This is a genomic window from Ensifer oleiphilus (assembly GCF_013371465.1).
Classification (GTDB): domain Bacteria; phylum Pseudomonadota; class Alphaproteobacteria; order Rhizobiales; family Rhizobiaceae; genus Ensifer; species Ensifer oleiphilus.
Window position 1 is genome coordinate 133,317 of record NZ_JABWDU010000010.1, and the last position, 25,842, is coordinate 159,158.

19 protein-coding genes and 1 pseudogene are annotated in these 25,842 nt (G+C 61.4%); 14 read left to right on the top strand and 6 right to left on the bottom strand.

Annotation, left to right across the window (positions count from 1 at the left end):
- Nucleotides 1-140: 140 nt before the first annotated feature.
- Both HT585_RS27755 and HT585_RS27760 read right to left on the bottom strand, forming a co-directional pair.
- Nucleotides 141-1,367 carry a glycosyltransferase family 4 protein gene (locus tag HT585_RS27755; RefSeq protein ID WP_176356021.1) on the bottom strand — a complete coding sequence of 409 codons (1,227 nt, stop codon included), beginning with the start codon at nucleotides 1,365-1,367 and terminating at the stop codon, nucleotides 141-143.
- Nucleotides 1,368-1,415: 48 nt separating this feature from the next.
- Entirely contained in the window at nucleotides 1,416-1,988 is a 573-nt protein-coding gene (locus tag HT585_RS27760; protein WP_176356139.1) for a MarR family transcriptional regulator, read from the bottom strand.
- Between the two features lie 193 nt (nucleotides 1,989-2,181).
- Here HT585_RS27760 and HT585_RS27765 point away from each other — a divergent pair, with 193 nt between their 5' ends.
- From HT585_RS27765 to HT585_RS27815, 11 genes are all read left to right on the top strand, one after another.
- Nucleotides 2,182-3,954 carry a type I secretion system permease/ATPase gene (locus tag HT585_RS27765; RefSeq protein ID WP_176356022.1) on the top strand — a complete coding sequence of 591 codons (1,773 nt, stop codon included), beginning with the start codon at nucleotides 2,182-2,184 and terminating at the stop codon, nucleotides 3,952-3,954.
- Complete coding sequence (locus HT585_RS27770) at nucleotides 3,951-5,351, top strand: HlyD family type I secretion periplasmic adaptor subunit (RefSeq protein WP_176356023.1); 1,401 nt, start codon at nucleotides 3,951-3,953, stop codon at nucleotides 5,349-5,351. Before HT585_RS27765 ends, HT585_RS27770 begins: the two co-directional genes overlap by 4 nt.
- A gap of 267 nt (nucleotides 5,352-5,618) precedes the next feature.
- The gene (locus HT585_RS27775; protein WP_176356024.1) at nucleotides 5,619-6,278 is read left to right on the top strand and encodes a calcium-binding protein; all 660 of its coding nucleotides are present in this window, start codon (nucleotides 5,619-5,621) and stop codon (nucleotides 6,276-6,278) included.
- Between the two features lie 61 nt (nucleotides 6,279-6,339).
- Complete coding sequence (locus HT585_RS27780; RefSeq protein ID WP_246707977.1) at nucleotides 6,340-8,601, top strand: glycosyltransferase family 2 protein; 2,262 nt, start codon at nucleotides 6,340-6,342, stop codon at nucleotides 8,599-8,601.
- Nucleotides 8,598-9,437: a class I SAM-dependent methyltransferase gene (locus HT585_RS27785; protein WP_176356026.1), complete on the top strand. Its 840-nt coding sequence runs from the start codon at nucleotides 8,598-8,600 to the stop codon at nucleotides 9,435-9,437. Before HT585_RS27780 ends, HT585_RS27785 begins: the two co-directional genes overlap by 4 nt.
- Nucleotides 9,434-10,687 (top strand): glycosyltransferase family 4 protein, encoded by a 1,254-nt coding sequence (locus HT585_RS27790; RefSeq protein ID WP_176356027.1) that lies wholly within the window; start codon nucleotides 9,434-9,436, stop codon nucleotides 10,685-10,687. The genes HT585_RS27785 and HT585_RS27790 overlap by 4 nt, the downstream gene beginning before the upstream one ends.
- A 9-nt stretch (nucleotides 10,688-10,696) precedes the next feature.
- Nucleotides 10,697-11,425, top strand: coding sequence for a hypothetical protein (locus HT585_RS27795; RefSeq protein WP_176356028.1), 729 nt, complete (start codon nucleotides 10,697-10,699; stop codon nucleotides 11,423-11,425).
- Nucleotides 11,426-11,427: 2 nt separating this feature from the next.
- Nucleotides 11,428-13,668, top strand: coding sequence for a hypothetical protein (locus HT585_RS27800; protein WP_176356029.1), 2,241 nt, complete (start codon nucleotides 11,428-11,430; stop codon nucleotides 13,666-13,668).
- Nucleotides 13,668-14,987 carry a glycosyltransferase family 4 protein gene (locus tag HT585_RS27805; RefSeq protein WP_176356140.1) on the top strand — a complete coding sequence of 440 codons (1,320 nt, stop codon included), beginning with the start codon at nucleotides 13,668-13,670 and terminating at the stop codon, nucleotides 14,985-14,987. The genes HT585_RS27800 and HT585_RS27805 overlap by 1 nt, the downstream gene beginning before the upstream one ends.
- 24 nt (nucleotides 14,988-15,011) lie before the next feature.
- A complete protein-coding gene (locus tag HT585_RS27810) occupies nucleotides 15,012-16,199 on the top strand; it encodes a polysaccharide pyruvyl transferase family protein (protein WP_176356030.1) in 1,188 nt (395 codons plus the stop codon).
- 17 nt (nucleotides 16,200-16,216) lie between these two features.
- Nucleotides 16,217-17,119, top strand: coding sequence for a UTP--glucose-1-phosphate uridylyltransferase (locus HT585_RS27815; RefSeq protein ID WP_176356031.1), 903 nt, complete (start codon nucleotides 16,217-16,219; stop codon nucleotides 17,117-17,119).
- Between the two features lie 130 nt (nucleotides 17,120-17,249).
- Here the strand turns inward: HT585_RS27815 and HT585_RS31920 are convergent.
- Nucleotides 17,250-17,405, bottom strand: a pseudogene (locus HT585_RS31920) (AraC family transcriptional regulator); the annotation flags it as partial.
- 501 nt (nucleotides 17,406-17,906) lie between these two features.
- Between HT585_RS31920 and HT585_RS27820 the strand changes: the two are divergent.
- Both HT585_RS27820 and HT585_RS27825 read left to right on the top strand, forming a co-directional pair.
- Nucleotides 17,907-19,463, top strand: coding sequence for a sulfatase-like hydrolase/transferase (locus HT585_RS27820; RefSeq protein ID WP_176356032.1), 1,557 nt, complete (start codon nucleotides 17,907-17,909; stop codon nucleotides 19,461-19,463).
- A gap of 265 nt (nucleotides 19,464-19,728) precedes the next feature.
- Nucleotides 19,729-20,130, top strand: a complete 402-nt coding sequence (locus HT585_RS27825) for a hypothetical protein (RefSeq protein ID WP_176356033.1) — start codon at nucleotides 19,729-19,731, stop codon at nucleotides 20,128-20,130.
- Between the two features lie 2 nt (nucleotides 20,131-20,132).
- Here the strand turns inward: HT585_RS27825 and HT585_RS27830 are convergent, their stop codons facing one another.
- Nucleotides 20,133-22,583, bottom strand: a complete 2,451-nt coding sequence (locus tag HT585_RS27830) for a GcvT family protein (RefSeq protein WP_176356034.1) — start codon at nucleotides 22,581-22,583, stop codon at nucleotides 20,133-20,135.
- Nucleotides 22,584-22,671: 88 nt separating this feature from the next.
- Complete coding sequence (locus HT585_RS27835; RefSeq protein ID WP_176356141.1) at nucleotides 22,672-23,454, bottom strand: DeoR/GlpR family DNA-binding transcription regulator; 783 nt, start codon at nucleotides 23,452-23,454, stop codon at nucleotides 22,672-22,674.
- 210 nt (nucleotides 23,455-23,664) lie between these two features.
- On the opposite strand from HT585_RS27835, the gene HT585_RS27840 reads away from it, so the two are divergent.
- Nucleotides 23,665-24,714 carry a GlxA family transcriptional regulator gene (locus HT585_RS27840; RefSeq protein WP_343214100.1) on the top strand — a complete coding sequence of 350 codons (1,050 nt, stop codon included), beginning with the start codon at nucleotides 23,665-23,667 and terminating at the stop codon, nucleotides 24,712-24,714.
- A gap of 88 nt (nucleotides 24,715-24,802) precedes the next feature.
- Here the strand turns inward: HT585_RS27840 and HT585_RS27845 are convergent, their stop codons facing one another.
- Nucleotides 24,803-25,813: a 2-hydroxyacid dehydrogenase gene (locus HT585_RS27845; protein ID WP_176356036.1), complete on the bottom strand. Its 1,011-nt coding sequence runs from the start codon at nucleotides 25,811-25,813 to the stop codon at nucleotides 24,803-24,805.
- Nucleotides 25,814-25,842 lie beyond the last annotated feature (29 nt).

Here is a 25,842-nt window from a genome sequence, read left to right on the forward strand (position 1 = left end):
GACATCTATACTATCGAAACCATTCATCACACTGATTACGTAGCAGTGAATTTTGCGATGCACAACGACAAAATACATGACTTCCGCAGGAATAAACTTCACATATACTTCAATATTTGAAGTATTGACCGGTATTGCCGTTACGCCGCCGAACGACCTGTCATCGCCGCCATCAGCTCTCGCTGGCGCAGCAGGCAGTCCTCCAGGCGGAAGCGCCGCTCGACGGTTCTTCGCGCGGCCGCCCTCATGCTGATGGAGGCCTGTGGATTGCTCAGCGCTCCAAGCACTGCCTCGGCGAGGGCGTCGGCATCGAAGAAGGGCACAAGGATACCGTTGTGACCCGTACGGATCACTTCGCGAACCGGAGGCGTGTCGGAGCCAATGATCAAGGCGCCGCAGGCCATGGCTTCCAGCACAGACCAGGAAAGCACGAAGGGATAGGTCATGTAGACATGTGCCGCCGAGACCTGGAAAAGCTGACGAAGGATGTGATGCGGAACAACGCCCGGAAAGATGATGTTGTCCGCCGGCACGTCGACGGAGGCGAGCAGATGGGATTTCCATGAGCCGCCGCCAGGAGGAGGAGGTCCGTAGCTGGTGCCCTCCCCTCCGACAAAGACGAAAATCGTATCGGGACGTTTGCGCACGATTTGAGCGGCAGCCTGCAGCGCCTGGGGAAAGCCACGATAAGGTTCGAGATCGCGGGCGACAAAAGTGACGACCGGCGGATCGTTGGCCTTGAGCACGCGGCCGTCTGGGAGCCTGACCGAAGCCGCAGGGTTGGGACGAAACAGCGCCGTATCGATACCCTCGTGGCAGACGGCAATGCGCTCACGCGTATCGGCGGGATAGAGGCTTTTTTGCCATTCGGTCGGGCTGATGCCTCCATCCATTGATTCCAGCGACAGCAACTGTGCGACGTTGCGCAGCCGCAATCGCTTGCGCTCTTCGAGATCAGGCTGATCGTCGGCCGCAAAACCGATGTCGGCGCCGTGTGATCGATAGAAGAATTCGCAATATCCCAGGGCCGGAACGTGAGGCAGCGCATCCTTGACGAACATCATGCTGCCCCAACCGATGTGACCGACGACAATGTCGGGCGTCATGTCCTGCCGCGTCATTGCGTCGAGCGTTTCGGCGACCCGGTGTCCGATCCGGGTGTGGTGATCCGGCACAGCCATGTGTCGAGCAATCGCTGCGGAAGCCCTAGGGCCAGGCTCGGCCCGGTGGCGAATGACGCGAACGGATGGGATCTTCTGATCCACGGTTTCGGTGATCAGGCTGACGCTGTTGCCCGACCGAACCAGGTCAGCCGCCAACGCGGCGAACTGGCCGAAGCCGCGCCGATGAACAAATGCCACATGCATGCTATCTAATCCGCTACCTGAATGACGTGCACATTGGGTTCCGCCCGGTCACATGTCGTACCGTGACGCGCTGCCCCAGACGAGTTCGAGTTGATGCAGGGTCTGGAAGGCGGTCTCCAGGTTCTGACGATCCTGATGGCCGCGATTGAGTGCCCGCTCATAGGCCATCGCCGCGTCGCGCAAGTTCGCCCGAAGCATCCGGCCCTTTTCCGTCAGTTTGATGCGCGCCGAACGCTTGTCGCGCTGGGAGGCCACCCGGTCGATGTAGTCTCCATCTGCCAGCTGCTTCAGGTAGTACGACACGTTCGAGCCGACATAGTGCCCGCGATCCAGCAACTCGGCGACCGAAAGCTCGGCATCGCCGATCGCCAGCAGGACCATGGCCTGAGCCGGTCCGATGTCGTCGACACGCAGCTTGGTCAGCTCGGCGCGAACCAAGCCGGAAAATCGCCTGCTCACTCGTTCCATCAAGCGCGCAAGCTCGAAATAGGTCAGCTGTCGGCAATCGCTCGCCGCGTCCGCTTGATCTTGGGCTCCTACCGCCGCCGATGCCTGGTCCTCCTGCTGGAGCAACGACACATCTTTGATCCCCGTGGACGGATAGAGTACTCTTTCATTCATCCAACTCTCCATTTCAAAATTTACTTCAAATCTTGAAGTAAATTCAACTACTAAAACCCCCTCCCTGTGACCTTAAACTTGCATTACCTCTTACTTTCGTGCCACACATATCGAAGCAATACTATGCTTCACCCCAAATTAAAGCCAGACGTCCTCCACGGATGGCTTTAACGTTAACTTCAGGCAACCGCCCATGCGTGATACTGTTCGGAACGAGACGATAAGCAACGGTCAAATTTTAGGGGTTATGCGCCAGGACGAGATTATCAATCCAAGATTGCTAATATTGCAAGCCAAGCGTGTGTTTCTTTCCGTGTCACTTTACGCCGCATTGCTGAGTGTCTGCATAAGCCTGCTTCAGCTCACGATACCGCTGTTCATGCTGCAGATTCATGACAGGGTTCTCAACAGTCAGAGCTTCGATACGCTGACGATGCTGACCCTGCTCGCGATCAGCGCGTTGGTCGTCTATGGTGTCCTCGATCTGATCCGGGCCCTTGCATTTCAAGCAATGGGCAGCGCCATCGTGCGAAGGCTGAACGCCCCTGTTCTGGCATCGGCGGTCCAAGCCTCCGTGAATCAAGGGCTTTCGCGCGCGGCACAGTCCCTTCGCGACCTGTCGGAATTGCGTGGTTTTCTCACATCGTCAGCTGTGGTCGCGCCGCTCGACGCCGCCTGGTCGCCGATTTTTCTGGGGGCGCTGTTCCTGCTTCATCCACTGTTCGGGCTCGTTGGGGTTGTGTCAGTGGCGGTGCTCATATGTTGCGGGCTGGTTAATGACATGCTAACGCGCCAACTGACCAAGGAAGCCAACCAGGCGAATGTCGAAGCGGTTTCCAAGATCGCCGGCTCGCTCAGGCATGCCGAGGCGATCGAAGCGATGGGCATGCTGCCCGCACTTGCCAGGCGCTGGCGAACGCTGCAAATCCACGCGCTGGGTGCGCTCGAAGCCGGCGGAAGCAGAAGCAAGGCGATGACGTCGCTGACGCGCAGCCTGCGGTACTCGATCCAGGTCATCACGCTTGCAACAGGTGCGCTGCTGGTGCTTGATCAGGCGATCACCCCTGGCGCGATGATGGCTTCGAGCATCCTCGTCGGTCGGCTGCTCATACCCTTCGACACGATTATCGAAAACTGGCGCCAATGGGTGCTCGCCGTGGCCGGCTGGCGACGGATCGAGGCGGCGATCGGCGAAGACCTGGCGATCCGCCAGACGACGCCGACGCCCCATTCGGCCGGCGACATGATTGTGGATAAACTCGTCTACGCCGTCCCGGGCGTCGAGGTGCCGATCATCAAGGGCGTCTCCTTCTCGCTTTCCCCCGGCGAGGTGCTGGGCGTGGTCGGCCCGTCGGCCGCCGGAAAGTCGACGCTTGCCCGGCTGCTGGTCGGCATCTTAAGGCCGACGTCGGGGGGTGTCTTTCTCGACGGCCACAATACCTATCTGTGGGAGCGCGGGTCTTTCGGCGAGAAGGTCGGCTATCTGCCGCAATCGGTGTCTCTGCTGGAGGGCACGATCCGCGAAAACATCGCCAGAATGGACGATGGCGATCCTCACAAGGTCATCGAAGCGGCACGACTGGCGGAAGTCCACGAGATGATCGGTCGCCTGCCCCTCGGTTACGACACACCGGTCGGCGATGGTCACCTCACACTTTCCGGTGGACAGAGACAGCGCATTGCACTGGCGCGCTGCCTCTATAATCGCCCGCGTCTCGTCGTTCTCGACGAGCCGAATGCTAATCTCGATTCGCTGGGCGAGCGTGCTTTGGTTCGGGCGATCCAGCGCATGCGCGACCAGGGCGCCATCGTCATCATGATCGCCCATCGGCCATCGATCATGCAGGTCGCCGACAAGCTGCTCGTCCTTGAAAATGGCCGTATCAGTCAGTTCGGACCGCGAACGGACATCTTGACCGCCGTGCCAGCGCCTGGCGAAACCTTGCGCGAGGTTGCTTCCGCATGACCGAGAAAAACACGCTTCCGCTCCGTTCGCAGCCATCCGGGCTCGATCTCCGCTCTCCGGTAAAGTTAACCACCCGACCGGCGCCGACCCCATCCGAGGTCGACGAGGCGTATGCCGATCGCGCGCTTCGCCGCCTGATGGTTGCGGGGTTTGCAACGATTTTCGTATCCTTCGGCGGCTTCTTCACCTGGGCGGTATCGACAGAACTAAGCAGCGCGACGGTTGCCAACGGCAGCGTCATCGTCGATTCCAAGCGCAAGACGATCAGTCACTTCGAAGGCGGCGTCATGGGACGCCTGATGGTTCAGGAGGGCGAACAGGTCGCCGTGGGACAGCCGCTCATCTTGCTTGAAGACACCCGGGCGCGCTCCAACCTGAATGCACTCAACAGCCGTCGTATCGGCCTGATTGCAAGGCTCGCCAGGCTCAAGGCAGAGCAGGACGGCGCGGCAACGATCACCTTCCCGCAGAGTTTCGGCGATGCAGGCGGGGTCGCCGTGGATGAAGCGATCAAGGCGGAGAATGTCTTCTTCGACAAGCGGCACGAGGCCAAGTCCGGACGTGTCGACGTGCAGGCGAAAACGATCGAGGAATATGGCGAACAGACAAAATCGCTGTTCACCCAGGTCGAAGCGACCGATCGTCAGATCGCCCTCATCACTGAACAGCGCACGGCGATCGCCACGCTGGTCGAGAAAGGCTTCGTGCAACGCGCCAAGCTCATAGAGGTCGACACGCGGCTGAGCGAGCTCGCCCGAACACGCGGCGAACTGGCAGGCGACAAGGCGCGGGCGGAGAAGGCAAAGGCCGGCGCCCAGCTTGCCCTCATTGGTATCGATAGTGAGTTTCAATCGACGATTGCCGGAGAGATCACGACGGCGCGCATCGACCTGACGGACGTCGAAGAACAGATCATCGCTGCAAAGGATGTGCTGCGGCGCATGGAGATCCGCTCTCCGCAAGCGGGCGTGGTCAGCAATATCTGGCTGCGCACCCCTGGAAGCGCTGTTACGCCCGGCCAGCCGCTCCTGGAAATTGTCCCGGAAGACGAACCACTGGTCGTCGAATTGCGGGTGAACCCGCGGGACATCGACAGCATAGCGGTGGGCTCGCCGACGCAGATCAGGCTGACCGCCTACAATCAGCGCTCACGCCTGCCGTTCAATGGCGAGGTGACCTATGTTGCCGCGGACCAGTCGGTCGACGAGAAGTCGGGCGTCTCCTATTTCACCGCGCGCGCCAAGATCGATGCGACATCCCTTGCCGCAGATCCCGATGTACGACTTTATCCTGGCATGCCGGCGGAGGTGCTGATCGTGCACAAGGCGCGCCGTGCCATCGACTACCTCGTCTCTCCGCTGACAGAGAGCTTCAATCGCGCCTTCAGGGAAGATTGAATTACGCCCGCGACGACGAAGGATGCGGTAAAATGCTACAAATTTTGAACTAGTTTTTCTGTAAAATACCGACGTAGTTCACGCAAAATAAGTATACATTTACTCACGCACCAAATACCCATAAATAGTGACAACAACAACGTGAATATTTCACGATTTAATCATGGAATCTCGGTTGAAATATACTGCAGGCCGATGCACACTCCCGACGCATCAACATCGACCCGGTCGGTGGAAATGCGATTTATCCACCAAGAGGAGAGGCAGATGGCCACACTAGAAGGCGGCGCATACGACGACGCGCTGTTCGGCTCTCGCTTCAACGATTTCATCCACGCCCGAGCGGGTGATGATTTCGTGAGCGGCGGCAACGGACATGACATCATTTTCGGTGACGAAGGTGACGACCAGCTATTCGGCGGAAACGGCAACGATTCGCTGTTTGGCGGCGAAGGCGACGACGTTCTCTATGGCGAGAACGGCAACGACATCCTGACCGGCGGTTGGGGTGACGATCTCCTGTTCGGCGGTAACGGCAGCGACATTCTGCTCGGCGGCCAGGGCAACGACTTCCTGTCCGGCGGCAAAGGCAGCGACACGCTGTTCGGCGGTGATGGCAACGATATCCTCAACGGCGGCGCTGGTGATGACCTCCTGGTCGGTGGAGCCGGCAACGACGTCTTCGTCTTCGACGGCGGCGGCGGCAACGACGTCATTCTCGACTTCACACCCGGCGAAGATCTGCTGCAGATCTCCAAGGGCATCAACGGTCTCGACATCACCTCGCCTGACGACCTCGCCTCGCGCATCACCCAGGTCGGCGGCAATGTCATCATCGACCTCGGCCATGGCGATTCACTGACCCTGGTCAATGTCGACATCGACGACATTCACGCAAATCCCGAGAACTATTTCACGGTTCACTAAGCGTGGACAAGGCGTGCCCTGCATTCCTCCCGCAGGGCGCGCACTCCAAGAGGGATCGAATTTGCCGTTCAGCGACATCAAGCAGCCGAGTGCCGATTACCCGCGCGCAAAGACGTTCCGTCTGGGATCGGACCTGGCGGTTCTGATCTGGGATCTGCCGCCGGTATCGGTATCGCCAACCCAGACGCGGCCGGTGCTGACGATGGCAAAACCGTCCGTCCCGCTTGTCAGCGTCACGCTGTCACTCGCCGACGGACAGCAGCGAACGCTATGGGCCATGCGCACGGCAAGGGTGCCGATGCCGGCCGTCATTGCCACCGAACGCGGCGATAGCGTGGCTCCTGTCAACATCGAGCCGGCAAGCAACCTGCCTCCCCTCGACATGGAGCAGCTGTTTCTGGAGCTTGCACCGGAAGCGCGCATCCGGTTTCTCAACATCTTGCTGACGACCTGGCGAAGCGCATTCAAAGTTGCCGGAGATCCCTATTTCTGTCTGATCGTCGAAGACGCTCTCAATGCGTTGGCACCATTGCCTCGGCCGGCGCGCATAACCTGCGAACTTGGCCGCGGACGGTACTTGATCGAGACGACGATCAATGTGGAGTTTGACGACAAGCTTTCAATCTACGTCGCCGCTTCGGAAAGTGTCAGCCAGTTGCGACCCAAGGCCATCGTCCGGCGCCGCACGCGGGGAGCCTGGCAGACCTGCCACTTCATCGCCGAGATGCCGAACCTCAGCCCCCCTCTTAAGCTCGTGCTGTTCAGCAAGAACGGCGCCGCCATCAGGCAGCTTTCGGAGCGTGAAGCGCAATGTCCGAGCCTGACGCGTTGGTGGGCAGACAACCGCGAGGCAGTCGAACTACGCGAGCTGCTCGTTCAGCACCTTGCAACCTGGCCGAACGGCGGACCGGCCACCGCGATCGACCTGCAGATCCGCGCGCCCCTCAAAGAACGTCACGTCCAGAGAGCGGCACAACAGCCTTCCGGGCAAGTCGATCTGGCGCTCGCACTTTCGGACAGCCTGCTCGTCGGCGGCTGGTATCACGATCCGTCCTCCATGCTCGCCGGCATCGACTATCTGCAGGCGGATGGGAAAGCCGTGCCGCTCGACGGTAACATCTACGAATTTCCCGGATGGGCGCAGACGCAGGCAGACAAGTCGAAGACCGATGTGACAGGCTTCGTCGCCCGCCTCCCGCTTGATCAGCCGCTCGGCCCTCTGCTGCAGCCGCGGTTTCAGATGCGGTTCGCATCAGGGGCGGTGAAGCCCCTGATCCCGCCGCCGCAGCCCTTCGAACCGGCACTGCAGCGAAACCAGATCCTGCGCGCAGTGCCGCCGCAGCACGCGATTGACGATGCCTTTCGCACCATCCTCGCGCCGGCGCTCCGGGAAGTGGAGCAGCGTCTCGGAAAGACGGTCGAGGTGAAGCGGACGCGAGACTACGGCCTGCCGCAGCAGGCGCCGCTCGTTTCCATCGTCATCCCGCTGTACAAGGTCCTCGATTTTCTCCGTTTCCAGTTGTCGGGCATGGCTACCGATCCCTGGCTGATGGAAAATGCCGAACTGGTCTTCGTGCTCGATTCCCCGGAGATCCAGGACGAAACCGAGCATCTGCTCGGCGGGCTGCACCTCTTGCATGGCTTTCCCATGCGCCTCGTGGTGATGAACCGGAACGGCGGTTACGCGCGAGCCTGCAACACCGGCGCGCGCATGGCGCGCGGCTCCATGCTTGTCATGCTCAATTCCGATGTCGTCCCTTGCGATCCAGGCTGGGTGCAGACCCTGATAGCGCCGATCATGAGCGGAAATTTCGGCGCCGTCGGCCCAAGGCTGATCTTCGAAGACAGGTCTCTGCAGCATGCAGGCCTCTATTTCGGCCGCGACCAGCGCGGGATCTGGCTGAACCACCACTTCCATAAGGGCATGCCCAGCAACTACGTTCCGGCACAACTGGCTCGAACCGTTCCGGGCGTGACCGGTGCCTGCCTCGTCACATCGAGGGACATCTACGACAGCGTCGGCGGCTTCACCGAGGACTATATCATTGGCGACTATGAAGACAGCGACCTGTGCCTGAAGATCCGCCGCGCCGGCTTCGAGATCGGCTACGAGCCGTCGGCGTGTCTCTATCATTTCGAGCGCCAGTCGATCCGGCGCAGCCAGGACTATATGCGCGGCGTCGCCAGCCAATACAACTCCTGGCTCCACACCCAGCGCTGGGACGACGACATCGCCGCGCTGATGGCGCGCGATAATCGTTCGCCAGGCTCACCCCAGTCCGCATCCCCCGATGACCGCACACTTGAATGGACGAATGCATGATCGATGCCCTGCCGCGCGATGAAGTCGGTACGCCCCCGCCCCTTGACGACGCGCATCTTTCCTGGCTGACCGACAGCATTTCGCGCAACCGGTTCCTTCCGCAGCCGGATGCCAACAGCATTTTCGTCGGTGACGGCGATTTCCGGGCGATCGGCGCCGAGTTTCTCGGGCATTTTGTCCGGATGGGTGGCTTGCGGCCTCATCATCGCGTCCTCGATATCGGCTGCGGCATCGGCCGTATGGCCGTGCCGCTCACCCAGTATCTCGATGGCGAACGCGGCCGCTATGACGGCCTCGATCCTGTGGAGGGCGGTATCCGCTGGTGCAAGTCGTCTGTGACGCCCACCTACCCCAACTTCAGCTTCCAGCGCCTCGACATCGCCCATGACCTCTACAACCCCGCTGGGAAAATTAAAGGGCGTGAGCTGAAACTGCCGTTTGCCGACGGTCAGTTCGATTTCATCATCATGACTTCGGTCGTCACGCACCTGCCGGCAGACGAGGTCATGGCCTATCTGGCTGAAATCTTCCGGGTGCTGGCGCAGGGCGGCCGGTTGTTCATGACCGCGTTCATCGTCGACGACGTTGCCAACCGAAATGCCACGGGCCGGCGCGATCCGCGCCTTGCCTTTGCGCGCGCCGGCCAGGGCCCCTGCTGGTTCGTGCCGGATCAGCCGCCGCTGGCAGCGGTCGGCTTCGACGACGGATTTCTGGAGGGCGCTCTCGCTCGCACCGGTCTCTCGGTCGTGCTCAAATCCTTCGGCCATTGGCGTGCACCGGGCGGTACCCACTATCAGGACATTCTCGTGGGCGAGCGTCGACGGAGCCGCGTATGAGCAAACGCATTCTCGTGGTGGCGCACAATCATCCGGCGCTCCATCCCGGCGGCACGGAAGTGTTCGCGCACGACCTCTTCCGCGCCTACCAGCGCGCAGGACACGAGGCGCTGTTCCTGGGTGCGGTCAACCAGGTTCATCGCGAGGCAAGACCGGGCACGAGTTTCCAGGCCATTGGGCCAACGGGCGACGAAATCCTGCTGTGGGCCGGTCATTTCGATCGCTTTTTCATGAGCCAGATCGATCTCTACGGTTTCGTGCCCGATCTCACCGAATTGCTGCGCGAGTTCCAACCGGATGTGGTGCATCTCCACCATATCCTGCTGATGGGCGCCGAGTTTCCACATATCGTGCGCAGGACGCTGCCGGCATGCAAGATCGTCATGACGCTGCATGACTACTACCCCATCTGCCATCACGACGGCCTGATGGTGCGTACCGACAAGCGCGAACTCTGCCATGGCTCGAGCCCGGACCGATGCCATGCCTGTTTCAAGGACATCAAGCCGGATCGCTTCGCCCTGCGCGAACAACATCTCAAGGCGCTTTTGAACACGATTGACAGCTTTGTCGCACCGAGCGAGTTCCTGAAGCGTCGATATGTCGAATGGGGAATTGCCGAGAACCGTATCTCGGTCATCGCCAATGGTTTGCCGTCACGAGCATTCGAGACCAGCAAAGACAAATCCAAGGCCGGCCGGCCCACCTTCGGCTACTTCGGCAACCTCAACCCCTGGAAGGGAACCAAAGTGCTTTTGGAAGCGGCGCGTCAGCTGATCGGAGATGGCGTCGACTTCGAGCTGCGCGTCCATGGCGGCGCTCCGTTTCAGAGCCCCGAATTCATCGCCGACATCGAGCGCCTGTTCTCCGAAACGGCACCTCAGGTGCAGCGACGCGGATCTTATCGGCGGGAGGATGTTGCCGCCCTTATCGGCGCAGTTGACTGCACCGTCGTGCCCTCGATCTGGTGGGAGAATGCGCCGCTCGTGATCCAGGAAGCACAAGCGCAGGGCCGTCCGGTGATCGCCAGTAACATCGGCGGAATGGCCGAGCTTGTACGGAACGGCGTCAATGGCCTGACGGTGGCGCCAAACGATCCGCGCCAGCTTGCAGCGGCCATGCGCCAGATCATCGAAAAGCCGACGCTTCTGCGCCAACTGGCAGGCCGAGCCGTTCGACCTGACGACATCGACACGACCGCTGGGCGTTACCTCGCTCTTTTCAATCTCCAGCAGGTTCAGGCCGCATAAAGAGGATCCATGGCTCAAGTCGCAGAAAAACTCGATACGCCGCCGGAGAACGATGGCGCCAAGCCCGTCAACGGTCGCGTCGATGCCATCGATGGCGGACGTCTGTTCGGCTGGGCGTTCGACCCTGCTGCCCCGGATCAACGGCTGAAGGTCCGTGTCCTCCTCGATGGCGCACCGGTCGCCGAAGCAATTGCCGACCGCAATCGCCCGGATCTCAAGCGGAACGGGATCGGAGACGGCAAGCACGCTTTCGAGATCGCCCTTCCGGAGGCCGTGCAGAAACGCGGCCGCGACCTCGTCGTCATGGCTATGACGGGCGACGGCGCGGGCCAGCCTCTGCGCGTGCCGCAGGCAGACGAGCAAGCAGCCGAAGCGCTGATCGCCGCACCGTTGACCCGGGTGCTCGACAAGCTGGACGTTCTGATGGCTGCGCAGCGTCAGCTGCAGATTTCTCAGCGTTCCCTCCAGCGCGTACCGCAGATCGGTGCGGATGCGGCGGAGGCTGACGGTGCAGAAGACTCGAGCGCCGGCATCGAAGGTCTTCGTGCCGAGATGAGCCGGCGGCTTGACGAACTGGACGTGCACCTGTTGCGGATGGATGGCGTCGTGGCGGGCATGGAGAAGACACTCACCACTCTGCAGAAGCGGGCAAGCGGCGACATCAAGCCACTTGTGCTGCTCCTCTTCGTTCTAATGGGATTTGCAGCGGGCGCGCTGCTGAGCTTGCTGGCGAGATGATGATGCGGCAGGCAACGACAATCGACGAAAAGACCAGTGGCCCCATCGGCTCCCAGATCGCCGCTAAGCCGCCGCGCTTCGGAAAGGGCCGAGCCTTTTCCTGTCGGATCGATCCGGAAACCGTCCTGGTCCTTGGCAGCGGCCACCTGAGGGGCCATGCGGTTTCGGTCAGGGCTGATGGTGCGGCGACCTTGCGGGACAGCTCCATTGCGGCAAGCTGGGCCTTGTCGGCATCGACGCCTTCAGCGACACGCGGCTTCGCGGCGCTTCTGACGCAGCCAAAGCCCGACGTGCCCATCTCGATGATCGACGTTGACGACGGGCGCACGCGTGAGCGTTTCCTTGTCGCACCAAGGCCGATCTCGATCGAAGAGGCGGCAACCCTCATTGCGCAGACTGCTGCGTTAGAGACCCGCGCCATCATCAGTCGCCTCGCCGACCAATTCATGGCGCAGCCGACGAACCGCAGCAGGGTTTCTGCCGGACTTTCCCTGATCAGGGCGCTGCAGCCATCCGACGGCTTCATCGAACTGGTCGGCGAGACCCATGACGGCGTCATCGTCATCATGGGCTGGAGCCGCGCGTTCGTGCCCGGACGTTTCCAAGCCTATCTTGTTGCCGGCGCAACGACCGTTGCCGATTGTTTCGTTGCCAATTTTGCGCGACCCGATTTACCGGAGGGCGAACTGGGCTTCATTGCCGTTCTGGAGACAGACGGAAGGGTGCGCGCCGACACACTCAAAGGCATGATATACAATGCCGGTGGCAGCTGGCACCTGACGCCGGCCCATCCTCGCGTGCAGGTCAGCGCGCCCCTGGACACCCCTGACCATATCCGGTCCGTGCTGCTTGAAGCCCGGGCCACGCCGGAAGCCATGCTGCGCTTGCGGTCGGCAGCAAACGGCTTTACCGGCAAGGACACGGTATCGAGCCTTCCCTTCCCGGTTCGCATGGACCTAGATCGGGTTTTCGAGACCGATGGCGGCGACATGCTGATTTCCGGTTGGCTGCTTGACCCGGAAAACCACGTCACCGCGGTCAAGCTAAGGCGGTCCGGCACGGAGGCCAGGCTCGACGAAATGTGGACGCGTCTCGATCGGGCCGACGTTTCGCAAAGCTTCGCCGATCAACCCGCGTTCCGGTCGTCAATCAACAGCGACGACCAGGCCCATGGATTTGTCGCCCATGCCAAACTGTCTGGCGGCAAACTCGACGCCGCGCCATTTCTAGAGCTTACCTTGCGAGAAGGGCGCCGTGCCTTTCTGCCCCTGGTGCCCAAGCGGATGCCCGCCCGGACGGCCGCGCTCCAGCAATTGTCGCTGTTCGATGCCGCCAACTGGGCGCTGCCGGCGATTGTCGATGACCAGATCGTACCGCTGCTTTGCAACGCCGCCGTCGCCGCACCGCGCATGGAAGCGGTCGTCGACGTCGGAGTGTTCGACGAGAATACCGGCATTCCCATAATCGTCGGCTCCACCGTCGGCATGCCGGAAGTCGGCCCGCTTCTTGCGCTGCTCGCGCTCGATCCGCAGACGCACTGCGCTCCGATCGTGATCGTTGTCGGCAAGTCCGCTTTCCAAAGGGATCTCGTCCGGTTGCGACAGTTAGCGCGGTTTTACGGGCTCTCGGTCCGATTGGTCTGTGCCTCTGGAGCGCTGGATCGCTTCGATCTCTTGTCCGTTGGGGCAGAAGAGGTTTCAAGCGAGACAATCATAACGATGTCGGGGTCACTCATACCGGCGGCCAAGGGCTGGTACGGCGCATTGACGGCGGTCGGATTGGACCACATTGGAAGCGTGATTTCGCCGATGCTCGCCTATGACGACCGTTCGGTGAAATGGGCGGGATGCTGGCTTTCGGAGGGCGGCGATCAACTGCTGCTCGATCGGTATGCCGGTTATCCACTGATGGCGATTGCGGCCTTGCAATTGACGCGGGTCGACGTCGCGTCGCTCGAATGCTGCATCATGCCGCGCGCGGTATTGAGAGACGCGATGCGCGATTGCGGCGTTTATCTCGGCTCAACACAGAAGGCCCGCGAAATCGGCCTGAGGATCAACAAGGCGGGCATCCCGGCCTGGCTGCTGCCGTCGATCCAATTGCTCGGTTGCGACGAACCGTTGTCGGGAGAGCAGAACGGCAAGCTTGCCGCACTCGCCGAACGCATCGATGCGGAAATACTTAAGTCGCGGTGGCGGAACGGCCACGAGCCCCACCAATCACTTGACAGGATTTCCGCATGATGGGGCAAAAGCTTCGCGTCCTGGTAATCTCGCATGCGCATCCCTCGTTCTCGCTTGGGGGAGCGGAGGTCGCGTCGCACAACCTGCATCGCAGCCTGAACGCGATGGAAAATGTGGAATCCGTGTATCTCGCGGCTGCCTCCCCTCCGCTTCAACGCCACGCGTCATCAGCGCTCATGAGTGCGCGCTTGCCGCAGGAAGAAGTATTGTTCCACGCGGATGCCTATGATCACTTTCACCTGGCGAACGAGGACGTCGAAGCGATCGAACGCGATCTACTGCGCTTCGTGCGCGACGTCAGGCCGGATGTGGTTCATTTCCATCACGTTCTGGGGTTCGGTCTTGAAGCGCTCTACGCGGTACGGTCGGCTCTGCCGGACGCCGCAGTGCTTCTCACGCTTCACGAATTCGTGCCGATCTGCCACAACCATGGTCAGATGGTGAAGCGGCCGACAGGTCAGCTCTGCGAGCAGGCTTCGCCCACGGCCTGCAACAGCTGCTTTCCGGATATCCCAGCATCAAGGTTCCTGCGACGCGAGGCGCTCGTGCGCACCATGCTCCTCGACATGGTCGATGCATTCGTTTCGCCGAGCGCCTTTCTCGCCAAGCGCTACGCCGAGTGGGGTATCGATCGGCAACGTATTCGGGTCATCGAAAACGGGATCATGGGCAAGGAACCAGCCCCCGCCCGCGACGTTGCGAGAAGTGACGGGCGTCGCAATCGTTTCGCGTTCTTCGGCCAGATGACGCCGTTCAAGGGCGTGGACGTGCTGATTGATGCCGTGGGCCGGGTGCCGGACGAAGCATGGGGTGACGACGCCTATCTGATGATCTTCGGCGCCAATCTTGAGCGCCAGCCGGTCGATTTCCAGGAGCGGATGAAGTCGCTGATCGAGCGCGCCGGTCGCCGCGTGCGCTTCTATGGCAGCTACCAGAACGCGGAACTTCCAAAGCTCATGCGCTCCGTCGATTGGGTAGTCTTTCCTTCGATCTGGTGGGAGAACTCACCGGTCGTCATCCAGGAGGCGCTGCTCCACCGCCGGCCGATCATCTGCTCCGACATTGGCGGCATGGCCGAAAAAGTCCGCGATGGCGCCGATGGCCTGCATTTCCGCGCCGGCAATGGCCAGCACCTTGCCGACCGGATGGTCGAAGTCCTGAACGACGACACGGTTTGGGACCGTTTGCGCAGCACAATGCGGGCACCCTTCAGCGCCGAGGATTGTGCGCGCGAACACCTCGCCGTCTATCGCAGCCTCCTCAGCGAAAAGAACAGTGCCGCGCAACGCGACCGTCGCGTCGAGATGCGCGTCTCGTGACAGTTCCAATGACGGAATAAGCTTTTGGCACGCATATTGGTCATGATCCCTGCCGGCGAAGTCTACGCACATGACAACGTTCGCTGGTACCAACATCAAGACATCCAGTCTCACATCAACAGCTACCACAATATGGGAGATGCGTTCGTTTTCGATTCGTCGCTCAAGCTGCTGCGCTTCGAAAAATTCGGTGTTCTGGAGATATCGGAGTTCAGGCCACGCGAAATTGCCCGTCTTCGGGAGGAATACGACTACGTGTTCCTGCGGGGATCGAACTACATTCACGATGCCATGAACTGGGAGGCTGCAGCGACGGTCCTGAAGGCGCTCGGCCTGCCCATCATCGGCTTCGGTATTGGCGCACAGGCGCCGGTGGACGGAAAAATCAGGACCTCCGACGACACCCGCGCCGTGCTGCAGCTGATGTCCGAATCGACGACCACAATCGGTGTGCGTGGGGCCTATTCGGCCGACGTTCTCTGGAGCCTCGGCATCCGCAACATCAGGATCGTCGGCTGCCCCACCGCCTTCCGGCGGAACGACCCGGAACTGCGCATCACGCTGAAGCCGCTGGAGCAGGTCCGCAACGTCGGTGTTACCGTGAGGCGAGAAGTCTCCGGCGCCTACGCCAAGGACATCGAACGTTATCTGACCTTCCACCGTGATCTGGTGAAAACGATCGCCGGACGTTTCGAGACGGTGCTTTTGGCGCAAGGCGAAGTCGAGGAGAAGAAGCTCGTCCTCGGCGGCGAGGCGCAACGCGAAGAAGCGATTGCCGCGCTCAGGGCGGACCATTGGGCATCATCCTGGTACTTCGATGAGGAGATGCTCGGTCTCTACCGCCAAAGGCTTTTCTACTCGGATGTGGTTGCGGATTACGAACGCCTGATCCGCGGCCAGGATCTGGTTCTCGGCTATCGCCTGCACGGCAACCTGATGGCATTGGCGAACGGCGTCCCGTCGATCTACTGCACCTACGACAGCCGGACGGCCGAATTCGCAGACACGTTCAAGATCCCCAGTTTTGACATCTTCAGGCAGACGACGTTCTGCCTCGAGGACTATTGGGACCAGGCCCTTTTCGATCGGTACAACCGCGCCTGGTTCCACACCTACGGCGAAATGTGCCGGTTCCTCACCGAAAATGGTGTCGCGCACAAGATGCACGACATCCTGAAGATCCCACAGGCGAAAATCTCCCGAGTTGCTTGAAGCGAAGAGGCGTGAACATGCAAAACGCAAAGATCCCCAATAGAGTGCGCAAGGCAATCATCCCGGCCGCCGGATTCGGCACCCGAATGCTGCCGGCGACGAAAAGCGTTCCCAAGGAACTGCTCCCGATCGTCGACCGTCCCATCCTCGACTACATCGTCAGCGAAGCTTTTGCCGCAGGCATCGAACACGTGATCATCGTCACCGGTCGCATGAAAGGTGCGATCGAAGACTACTTCGATCACGCATTCGAGGTCGACGCCACGCTTCGCAAGGCCGGCAAGAACCCGCTTGCCGACCAGTTGGCGACGGCGACGCCAGATGCCGGAAGCATCTCGTTCGTCCGTCAGCAACAGGCCCGTGGCCTTGGACACGCCGTTTGGACTGCGCGTCACATCGTCGGCGACGAACCTTTCGCGGTTCTGCTGCCGGACATGCTGATGGTCGATCACGAGCCTTGCCTCAAATCCATGACGGATCTGTACCAGCGACATGGTGGCAATGTGGTGGCCGTGGAACGGTGCTTGCCGGAAGAGGCCCACAAGTTCGGCATCGTTTCCCTGAGGCAGACGATGGCCGGCGCGCTTGTCGATGGCCTCGTGGAAAAGCCTGCCCCGGGTACAGCGCCAAGCAACCTTTTCATTTCTGGCCGCTACATTTTGCAGCCCGAGATCTTCTCGATCCTCGAGAACCAGACACCAGGTGCTGGCGGCGAGATCCAACTAACTGACGCCATGATCTCGCTAATGGCAAATCAGGAGATCCGCGCGTTCGAATTCGCCGGCCGGACATTCGATTGCGGAAATCCGACAGGTTTCGTCGCGGCCAATCTGCATATGGCGATGACCCGCACGGACATTGCTGCGGGGATATACGGCGAGATGCATGCGATCATGTCGCCCGCGCGCGCAATAGCTTGACTTCAACACCCATCGGCAGCTGGCGAAGTACTGGACACTTCGCCAGCTGCCGATGGGAAAGTGCCTAAGCTACAGGACACCGACAGAAGTATTCGCGCCACATTTGCAAGAAGGAGGCTGCACCCTGCCCTCAAAGCCGGCGTGACGCGCTTCGATTGGGTTGCCCCGTTGTCCTTGGGGCAGATTCCGCTGCACGGAGTTCACCTGGCGCCATCCCGTAAGTACCGGCAAAGAGCCTGTAAAATGTCGCAAGGCTGTCGAAGCCGCAGGCGTAGGCGATCTGCGTATTGAGATTGTTGAGGCCGAGCGTTGCGGTCCTTGACGGCACGCAGACGCCGTAGATGACATCGCCAGCACCCGTGACGTTTTCGAAGTCGATGACGTCCCGTTTCCCTATTTGCCGAAGAAGGCCCAGTCGATGGGGCCGCCATGTTCAGGGCCACCTGGACCGCAAAGATGCCGGAGCCGGCCATGGCAAACGCTGGCGGGCGGATCATTGCCAAGAGAACCTTCCGCCGAACCAGCATAGCTGTTTCAGCCCAGCCTAGAGAATTCTTGCCAGGGCGGGCGACCACTGCACCGCTCAGCCAGGGCAACCGGGTGAGCCCGAGCGTCGTCGTCGGCCGATGTTTGCTGCCGTCAGGTGGCTCGTCGACAGCATCCGTTGGTGGCGCAACCATTCACGAAAGTGGGCTTACACGCGGCATGGAACATTGCGTATGAAGACGCTTGCACGCCCGGATGAATCTGGCTTACCTGACCCTGTTTCAATTTCCAGAGAGCGCGCGTGGCAAACAAAGCTGGACGGCCGAACATACTTCTTATTACGTGCGACCAATGGCGCGGCGATAGCCTGTCCGCAGTTGGCCATCCCGTCGTAAGAACGCCCAATGCCGATGCGTTGGGCCAAGAGGGCGTGCTGTTTCAGCGGCACTATGCGGGCACCGCACCCTGCTCACCGGCGCGTGCTTGCCTCTACACCGGCCTCTACCAGATGAACAATCGTGTCTGCCGCAACGGCACGCCTCTCGACGACCGCCACGACAACATTGCCCGCGCTGCGCGCAGAGTGGGCTATGACCCAACGCTTTTCGGCTATACGGATGTTTCGCCCGACCCGCGCAACCACGCGTCCGCCGACCCGTTTCTGCGCACCTATGAGGGAGTTCTGCCCGGCTTCACCACCCGCCAGCTTTTGCCCGAGCATCAGAAGGCCTGGCTATCCTGGCTGGTGGCACGGGGCATCGATTCCAGCGCCGGCTTCCCCGCTATCCATCGGCCGGTTGCATCAGATGCGCCCGAGGTCAGTATTGCCGTTCCCGCCTACTCCAAGGAAGAGACACCCACGGCTTTCCTTGCCGGCGAATTCCTGCGCTGGCTGGGTGAGCAGGATGAAGGCGAGCCTTGGTTCGCCCACGTCTCGTTCCTCAGCCCGCATCCGCCGTTCATCGTGCCAGAGCCGTTCAACACGATGTACGACCCGTCAGAAGGGCCAGGCTATCATCGCGCTTCCACGGTCGACGCGGAGAAGGCACACCACCCTTTCCTCGCCTATCAGCTCGAGCACAACCAGAACAAGTCGGGATTCATTCCTGGCGCTGTCGGCAAGGTCGCCGACTGGACCGAGGACGAATTTCGCAAGATCCGCGTCCTCTACTACGGCATGATATCGGAGGTCGATACTCAGCTCGGTCGCATGTGGAAAGGCATAAAGGACAAAGGCGCCTGGGACGATACCATCATCATCCTCACCTCGGACCATGCGGAGATGATGGGCGACCACTTCATGCTCGGAAAGGGCGGGTGGTTCGACGGCAGCTACCACATCCCCCTCATCATCAAAGCGCCCGGGCACGCTCAGGCTGCTGGCACGAAAGTCGATCGCTTCACCAGTGCGGTGGACATTATGCCAACCTTGCTCGACCTTATCGGGGGCAAGGCCCTGCCGCATCTCGATGGCCAGTCGCTGAAGCCCTTCCTCGAGAACGCAGAACCCGATACCTGGCGCGACGCCGCGTTCTGGGAATACGACTTCCGCTCGATTGCCAAGGGGGCAGCCGAGGCCCATTTCGGCTTGGACTCACGTGCCCTCAACCTGGCTGTGGTCCGCACCGAGACGGTCAAATACGTGCACTTCGGCGCCGGGCTGCCGCCATTGCTCTACGATCTCGCCAATGATCCTGGCGAGACGTGCAACCTCGCCAACGACCCAGCCTGGCTGTCCGTTCGGCTCGAATGCGCAGAGCGGCTCCTAGCCTGGCGCGCGCGGCATCTGGACCAGTCGCTGGCCCTGTCGGAACTGACAGACGCCGGCGCAGTCGGCCATCTGGCCCGTCTGCCCTGATTGGCCACCACCCCAGGCGGACGTCTGAAACGCCGCGCGGTGGACGGCCGCATCGTCGGCATGACCACAAGTAGCGATTTCGGATACACCGTCGGCGCTTCGCTCGTCTTCGGATATCTCAATGGCGATGACATGGCGCTCCGTGAAATCGAAGTCGAAGGTTCGGCCGCCGCTGTAGGGCGACAATCGTCGAACGCTGCGCCTATGATCCGTCCGGCGGGCGCATCCGCCCGTAGAACAGGTCACGTGCGGGCCGGCGCCACGGATGGCAACACCGCCCTTCCCGGCGCAGGCTGGTCCTCATCATTGGGCTGCTGCCAAAGCGGCAGCCCACAGGCTAGTTTGGCAATCTGAGGACGACGAAGAGACTTGCTTCGTCGCCGCGACGACGGTGAAAAAGCACTTCTACCGCGCCGATCCATCGTTGCCGCCACCGCGAATGGCCCTGTCGTGCTCTGAATTGCTGTATGTTTCCAGCGAAGGCGCCGCAGCCAGCGATTTGGCTCATGCCGAGCGCCACGATACCGATGGTGTCCTTCGTGGCGTGCGCAGTCCGGCTCAGCACTTCTTCCGGAGCCTCGCGTCTCCATCGATGGTGGGATGCCGCGCCGGCGGCAATCCCTTCGACTCTTCACGTCGATACCAAGGCATGGACGGCTTCGGTTAGCTCTACACCTTCACCCTCAGACCTTTCGGGTCATACGCGGGGGAAAGATGCACCGTTGCAGGGAACCGATCTCCGGCCAGTTCAACCTCGAAACGGCCGGCTTCCAGGAACGCCCGGTCCACGCCTGCAGGATTGTCGACAAGCGCGAGGGCAACGGAGCGGCCGAGCGTATGTGCGTAGGCGGCCGAGCGGACTTCCCCGATCGGCTGGCCATCACGCAGGATCAGTTCGCCGCCCCAAAGCATCGGCAAAGGATCGTCCACGGTGAATTGCACGATACGCTTGGACGACGTTCCCTTAGCCTTTGCCGCCACGAGCGCATCCCGGCCGATGAAACCATCAGGCTTGTCGAGCGACACGGCAAAGCCGAGACCGGCCTCATAAGGCGTGATATCCGGCGTCAGCTCGCGGCTCCAGGCGCGATATCCCTTTTCCAGTCGCATTGCCTCCAGCGCGTAGTAGCCGCAATCGGTCAGCTCGAAATCGCGCCCGACCTCGTGCAGCGCCTCGTAGACGCCGACGGCGAATTCCGTCGGCACGATCAGTTCCCAGCCGAGTTCGCCGACATAGGTCATGCGGTTGGCGTAGGCCGTGGCGTAGCCGATATCGATTTCGCGGATCGTGGCAAAGGGGAAGCCTTCGTTGGAAAGGTCGGCAGAGGTCAGACGGCTGAGAATATCGCGGGACTTCGGCCCCATCAGCGCCAGGACCGAATAGGCCGAGGTCACGTCGGTTAGCGTCACATGGGCGTCTTTCGGCAGGTTCTTGCGGATCCAGTCCGCGTCGTGCACCGCTTGCGCCGAACCGGTGACGAGAAGAAAGCGGTCGGTCGCAAGACGCATGACCGTCAGGTCGCTCTCGTAGCCGCCGCGACCGTTCAGGAGCCCGGTATAGATGGACCGGCCGATGGCAACGTCGATATCGGCGGCGCAAATGCGGTTGAGGGCGGATGCGGCATCGCGACCTTGGACGAGCAGTTTGGCAAAGGAGGTCTGATCGAAGATGCCGGCCGCCTCGCGTGTCGCCTTCATCTCGCGCTTGACCGCCTCGTGCCAGTTCTGCCGGCCGAAGGCATAGTCCGTGACCGGCTTTTCGCCGTCGGCCGCAAACCAGTTGGCGCGCTCCCAGCCCATCTTCGAACCGAAGCAGGCGCCCTTGGCCGCAAGCCGGTCATAGAGCGGCGACCGGCGGAAGGGCCGCGCCGTATCCAGCTCGCGGTTGGGCCAGGGCATGGCGTAGTGCAGCCCGAGCGTCTCCTTGACGCGGTCATGCAGCCAGCGCGGATTGTTGTTGAAGTTTGCAAAGCGTCGGATATCGACCGGCCAGAGGTCCATGGTCGGCGCGCCGTTGACGATCCATTCGGCCAGCGCCCGGCCGGCGCCCCCGGCACTGGCAATGCCCATCGAGTTGAAGCCGGTGCCGACGTAGAAATTCTTCAGCTCCGGCGCCTCGCCAAGCATGAAGTTGTTGTCGGGGGTGAAGCTTTCAGGCCCATTGTAAAACTTCTTCACTTCTGCTGTCGCCAGCTGCGGCACGCGCTGCAGGGCGCTCTGCATCAGGATTTCGAACTGGTCCCAGTCGTCGGGCAGCAAGGCGAATTCGAAATCGTCGGGAATGCCCTTCATGCCCCAGGGTTTCGCCTCAGGCTCGAAACCGCCCATGACCAGGCCCCCTACCTCTTCCTTGAAGTAGATATAGCCGTCGGGATCGCGCATGACCGGCAGGTCCGGATGCACGCCTTCGATCCTGCCAGTGACGATGTACATGTGCTCGGCAGAATGCAGCGGCACCGAGACGCCGCACATCTGCCCGACCTTGCGCGCCCATTGGCCGGCGCAATTGACGACGATCTCGGCTGAGATCCTACCCTGGTCAGTCTCGACGGCGGTCACGACGCCACCGGCAACAGAAATCCCGGTGACGCGGACGCGCTCGATGATGCGAGCACCGCGGTTGCGCGCGCCCTTTGCCAGCGACTGGGTCAGGTCGGTCGGGTTGGCCTTGCCGTCGCCGGGCAGCCATACGGCGCCTGCCAGATCGTCGATCGCCATCACCGGCCAGAGATCCTGAGCCTCCTTCGGCGAGATCACCTCGATCGCGACGCCCTGGGCGCGGGCGGATGCGGCAGTCCGCTTCAGCACCGTCATGCGATCGGCAGACCTTGCCACCGAAACGGAACCGCAGTTCTTCCAGCCGGTCGCAAGCCCAGTTTCTGCCTCCAGCTCGCTATAGAGCTGGGTCGAATATTTGATGAGGCTCGTCATGTTGGCATGGCTTCGCAACTGGCCGACAAGGCCCGCCGCGTGCCAGGTGGTGCCGCCGCTCAACTGCCCCTGCTCCAGGAGTACGACATCCGTCCAGCCGAGCTTGGTCAGATGATAGGCGACCGAACAACCGATAATGCCGCCACCAATGATGACGACCTGTGCCTGCGTTGGAAAATTCTGCGCCATGAAGCAACCTCCCGAAACCATGGAAGGCCACAGCATAACAACAGGAGAGCGGATAACAAGACAAAATGTTACAAAAAATTACATTCGATCACTCTGCGACAATCACGGCGGGGCCCTTGCGCTTCAGCGCCTCACATATCGCCTCCTGTGGGCGCCGGTCGACGATCACTCCGGCTGCAAGTTCGAATCTTGGAATCCGCAGCGGTGTCAGCCGGCCGAACTTCGAGCTGTCGAGCACGAAATATGCCTTGCCCGCTGTCGCTACCATGCGCGAGCGCTGCTCGGCGCCGTTGCGGGTAAAGTCCGTCACGTCACCATCAGGAGACAATCCGCCGCCACCGAGGAACGCAACATCCACCCGGAAGTGGCTGATTGCCTCCAACGCGTCGATACCGACGGCCGCCTCTTCCGCCGGATCGATCTCGCCTCCGAGCATATGCACCCGCACCTGCGGCTGGCGGCACATCTGCAGCGCTATCGACAGCGAAGTTGTACAAATCGTTAGATCTTTCCGGTCCGCCAGCGCATGTGCCACAGCAAGCGTGGTGGTCCCCGAATCGAGAAACACCACCATGCCGTCGCGCACGAGAGCCGCCGCCGCCCGGCCGATCGATGCCTTAGCCGCCGCGTTCTCACCTCGTCTTTCGGTGAAGGCCGCTTCGGTCGGCTCAAACAACGTCGCCCCGCCGTGGACGAGCTCAAGCTGCCCACGGTCCGCCAGTTGCTTCAGGTCGCGGCGGATCGTCTGCCGCGATACATCGAAGTGGACGGCAAGCTCGGTAATGCTGACGGTGCCATCCGCAGCCAGGCGGCGGAGGATTTCGCCATGGCGGCGGGGAGCGAGGGCGCGAGCGCTTTGACTATCTGACATGTCGCTATCTGCGACCATTTCTGGCCTTTTGACAAGATGCGCATCTCGGGACCTGCCACCATCTTGATTGCTTCGTATTTCGCGCAGGGAAGCCTGCCACATCGCACGGTCGCGCAAAATCGCGCACTGATAAGTCCATTTATGTTGCATAATGTAACTATTATTTGCATCATGTGCCGAGCGCTGATGAACTCAAAAGGAGGCAGAGCAGTGCAAAAGGCATGCGCACAAGGTCGCCGGTTTACCTTCTACCTTCTCGACGGCTACACCCAGCACGCATTCAGCTCAGCGCTCGAGCCGCTGCGGCTCGCCAATGCCGTGATGGGCCGGCCCTACTACAGCTGGCGACTGCTGACACGCGACGGCCAACCGGCGCGGTCAAGCTGCGGAATGCGCATGGCGGCCGATGGCGCGCTCGCCTCGGAGCAGGACGGACTGCAGGAGCTAGATCGTCCTCACATGACCGTTGTCTGCGGCGGCAGTGCTGTTCCTCCGGCGGACGGAAAGGCCGAAGGCTGGCTGCGGATGTCGCGGCGAGGCCGGGTCCCCATCGCCGGGCTCGCAGGCGGCCTCTACAGCCTTGCGCGCTCCGGCGTGCTCGACGGGCGTCGCTGTGCCGTCCATTGGGAACACTTTCCTGATTTCTCCGAGCGGTTCTTCGAAACGAAAGCCCGCCAGACGGCATTCGAGATCGACGGTGAACTCTATACCTGCGCCGGCGGCAATGCCCCGTTCGACATGTTCCTGCGCATCGTCGAAGACGACCTTGGCCGCGACGTGGCAAACCGCGTTTGCGAAGTGGCGCTGTCGGAGCGGGTGCGCGAGGCCGGAGAACGCCAGCGGCTGCCGCTTCAGACCCGCGTCGGCATCGACAACCGACTGCTGATCGACATCATCGAGCAGATGGAGGCGAACATAGCCGAACCATTGAAACTGGCCGAAATGACCCCATCGACGGGCCTTTCGCGCCGTCAGGTCGAACGCCTGTTCAAGCGGGAGATGGGGCGCTCTCCCAAACGCTACTATCTCCAGATGCGGTTGGAGCGCGCGAACCTGTTTCTCGTCAATTCAACGCTTCCGGTCTTCGAGATCGCGGTGGCCTGCGGATTTTCCTCGGCTTCGCATTTCTCCCGGACCTACAGGGAGATATATGGCTGCACGCCGCAGCACACGCGTACGGCAGAACTGGAGCGCCGCCGCCTGCCTTCGGACGGCAAGGAAATGGGCCGGACGGTCCTGCAGGAGCGTCGCGTCGCCTGATATCCGGCGTCGACACCGCATCCGACGCATCACAATCGACCGCTGCCATGTCCTTGGGCAGAGGCGAGAGACGACATGCAAGGATAGATCAAACGAACAGGACGTTACGTTCCTGTGCACGCAGGCGTGGGTCGTGCGACCGGATTGTCACAGGCCGACCTTCCAGGAGTTCGAAGCAACGGGCCAGCGTCTCCTGCGAAAGCCGATGCATCGCCTCGCCGGTGAAGAATGCCAGGTGCGGAAAGAGGATAACGTCGGGACGTCCGAAGAGGGCGCTGAGGGCATGGCCTTCTTTCGCCAGCGGTTCCTGGCCATAGACGTCCAGCGCGACGCCTCCGAGACGGCCTGCCAGCACCGCTTCGACCAGCGCCGCCTCGTCGATGAGCGCTCCGCGTGAAACGTTGACCAGCACTGCCGAAGATTTCATGCAGGCAAGCTCCGCCCTGCCGATCAGATGACGCGTCGACGCGTTCAAGACGGTGTGCAGCGAAACGAAAGCGCTTTGCCGCAGCATCGCGTGAAGATCGTCGACCTTCTCGATTCCGTATCCTGCCATTACCGACGCATCGACATGCGGGTCGTAGCCGAGAACACGCGCCCGGAACCCGGCGCCCGCCATGCGCGCCATTCTACGGCCGATCCTTCCGGTTCCGACCAACCCGATGGTCGCGCCCGCGATATCGCGTCCGAGCCAACGCCGTTCGGGCCAGATCCAGCCGTCGCGCTCCATGGCCCGACCGACCTCCGGCAGGCGCCGGGCAAGCGCGATCATCAGCGCAAAGGCGCCTTCGGCGACGGTCTCCTCAGCGTAGTCTGGCACGTTGACGACAGGTATGCCGCGGGCCATAGCGGCCGATATGTCGATTGCGTCGATACCGACGCCATATTTGACAATGCCCCTCAGGCGCTTTGACTTAGCGACTATTGCGGCAGTGATCGGTGTGTAGCACGTCAACAGCAGATCGGCGTCCGCCGCCTCGCGCATCAGCGCGTCCTGCGAAACGCCGTCGGGCAAAGTGACGAGGTCCACGCCGCGCGCCCGAAGCCCAACTTCGATTTCCGGACATTCGATTTCCTGGTCCGTCCGAACGGCTTTCATTGCATTGCTCCTGATGCGTCCCATAGCGG

Coding starts and splice junctions, on each gene's coding strand:
- HT585_RS27755 (WP_176356021.1), bottom strand. CDS start 1,367: ATGCATGTGGCATTTGTTCATCGGCGCGGCTTCGGCCAGTTCGCCGCG.
- HT585_RS27760 (WP_176356139.1), bottom strand. CDS start 1,988: ATGAATGAAAGAGTACTCTATCCGTCCACGGGGATCAAAGATGTGTCG.
- HT585_RS27765 (WP_176356022.1), top strand. CDS start 2,182: ATGCGTGATACTGTTCGGAACGAGACGATAAGCAACGGTCAAATTTTA.
- HT585_RS27770 (WP_176356023.1), top strand. CDS start 3,951: ATGACCGAGAAAAACACGCTTCCGCTCCGTTCGCAGCCATCCGGGCTC.
- HT585_RS27775 (WP_176356024.1), top strand. CDS start 5,619: ATGGCCACACTAGAAGGCGGCGCATACGACGACGCGCTGTTCGGCTCT.
- HT585_RS27785 (WP_176356026.1), top strand. CDS start 8,598: ATGATCGATGCCCTGCCGCGCGATGAAGTCGGTACGCCCCCGCCCCTT.
- HT585_RS27790 (WP_176356027.1), top strand. CDS start 9,434: ATGAGCAAACGCATTCTCGTGGTGGCGCACAATCATCCGGCGCTCCAT.
- HT585_RS27795 (WP_176356028.1), top strand. CDS start 10,697: ATGGCTCAAGTCGCAGAAAAACTCGATACGCCGCCGGAGAACGATGGC.
- HT585_RS27800 (WP_176356029.1), top strand. CDS start 11,428: ATGCGGCAGGCAACGACAATCGACGAAAAGACCAGTGGCCCCATCGGC.
- HT585_RS27805 (WP_176356140.1), top strand. CDS start 13,668: ATGGGGCAAAAGCTTCGCGTCCTGGTAATCTCGCATGCGCATCCCTCG.
- HT585_RS27815 (WP_176356031.1), top strand. CDS start 16,217: ATGCAAAACGCAAAGATCCCCAATAGAGTGCGCAAGGCAATCATCCCG.
- HT585_RS27825 (WP_176356033.1), top strand. CDS start 19,729: ATGGCAACACCGCCCTTCCCGGCGCAGGCTGGTCCTCATCATTGGGCT.
- HT585_RS27830 (WP_176356034.1), bottom strand. CDS start 22,583: ATGGCGCAGAATTTTCCAACGCAGGCACAGGTCGTCATCATTGGTGGC.
- HT585_RS27835 (WP_176356141.1), bottom strand. CDS start 23,454: ATGTCAGATAGTCAAAGCGCTCGCGCCCTCGCTCCCCGCCGCCATGGC.
- HT585_RS27845 (WP_176356036.1), bottom strand. CDS start 25,813: ATGAAAGCCGTTCGGACGGACCAGGAAATCGAATGTCCGGAAATCGAA.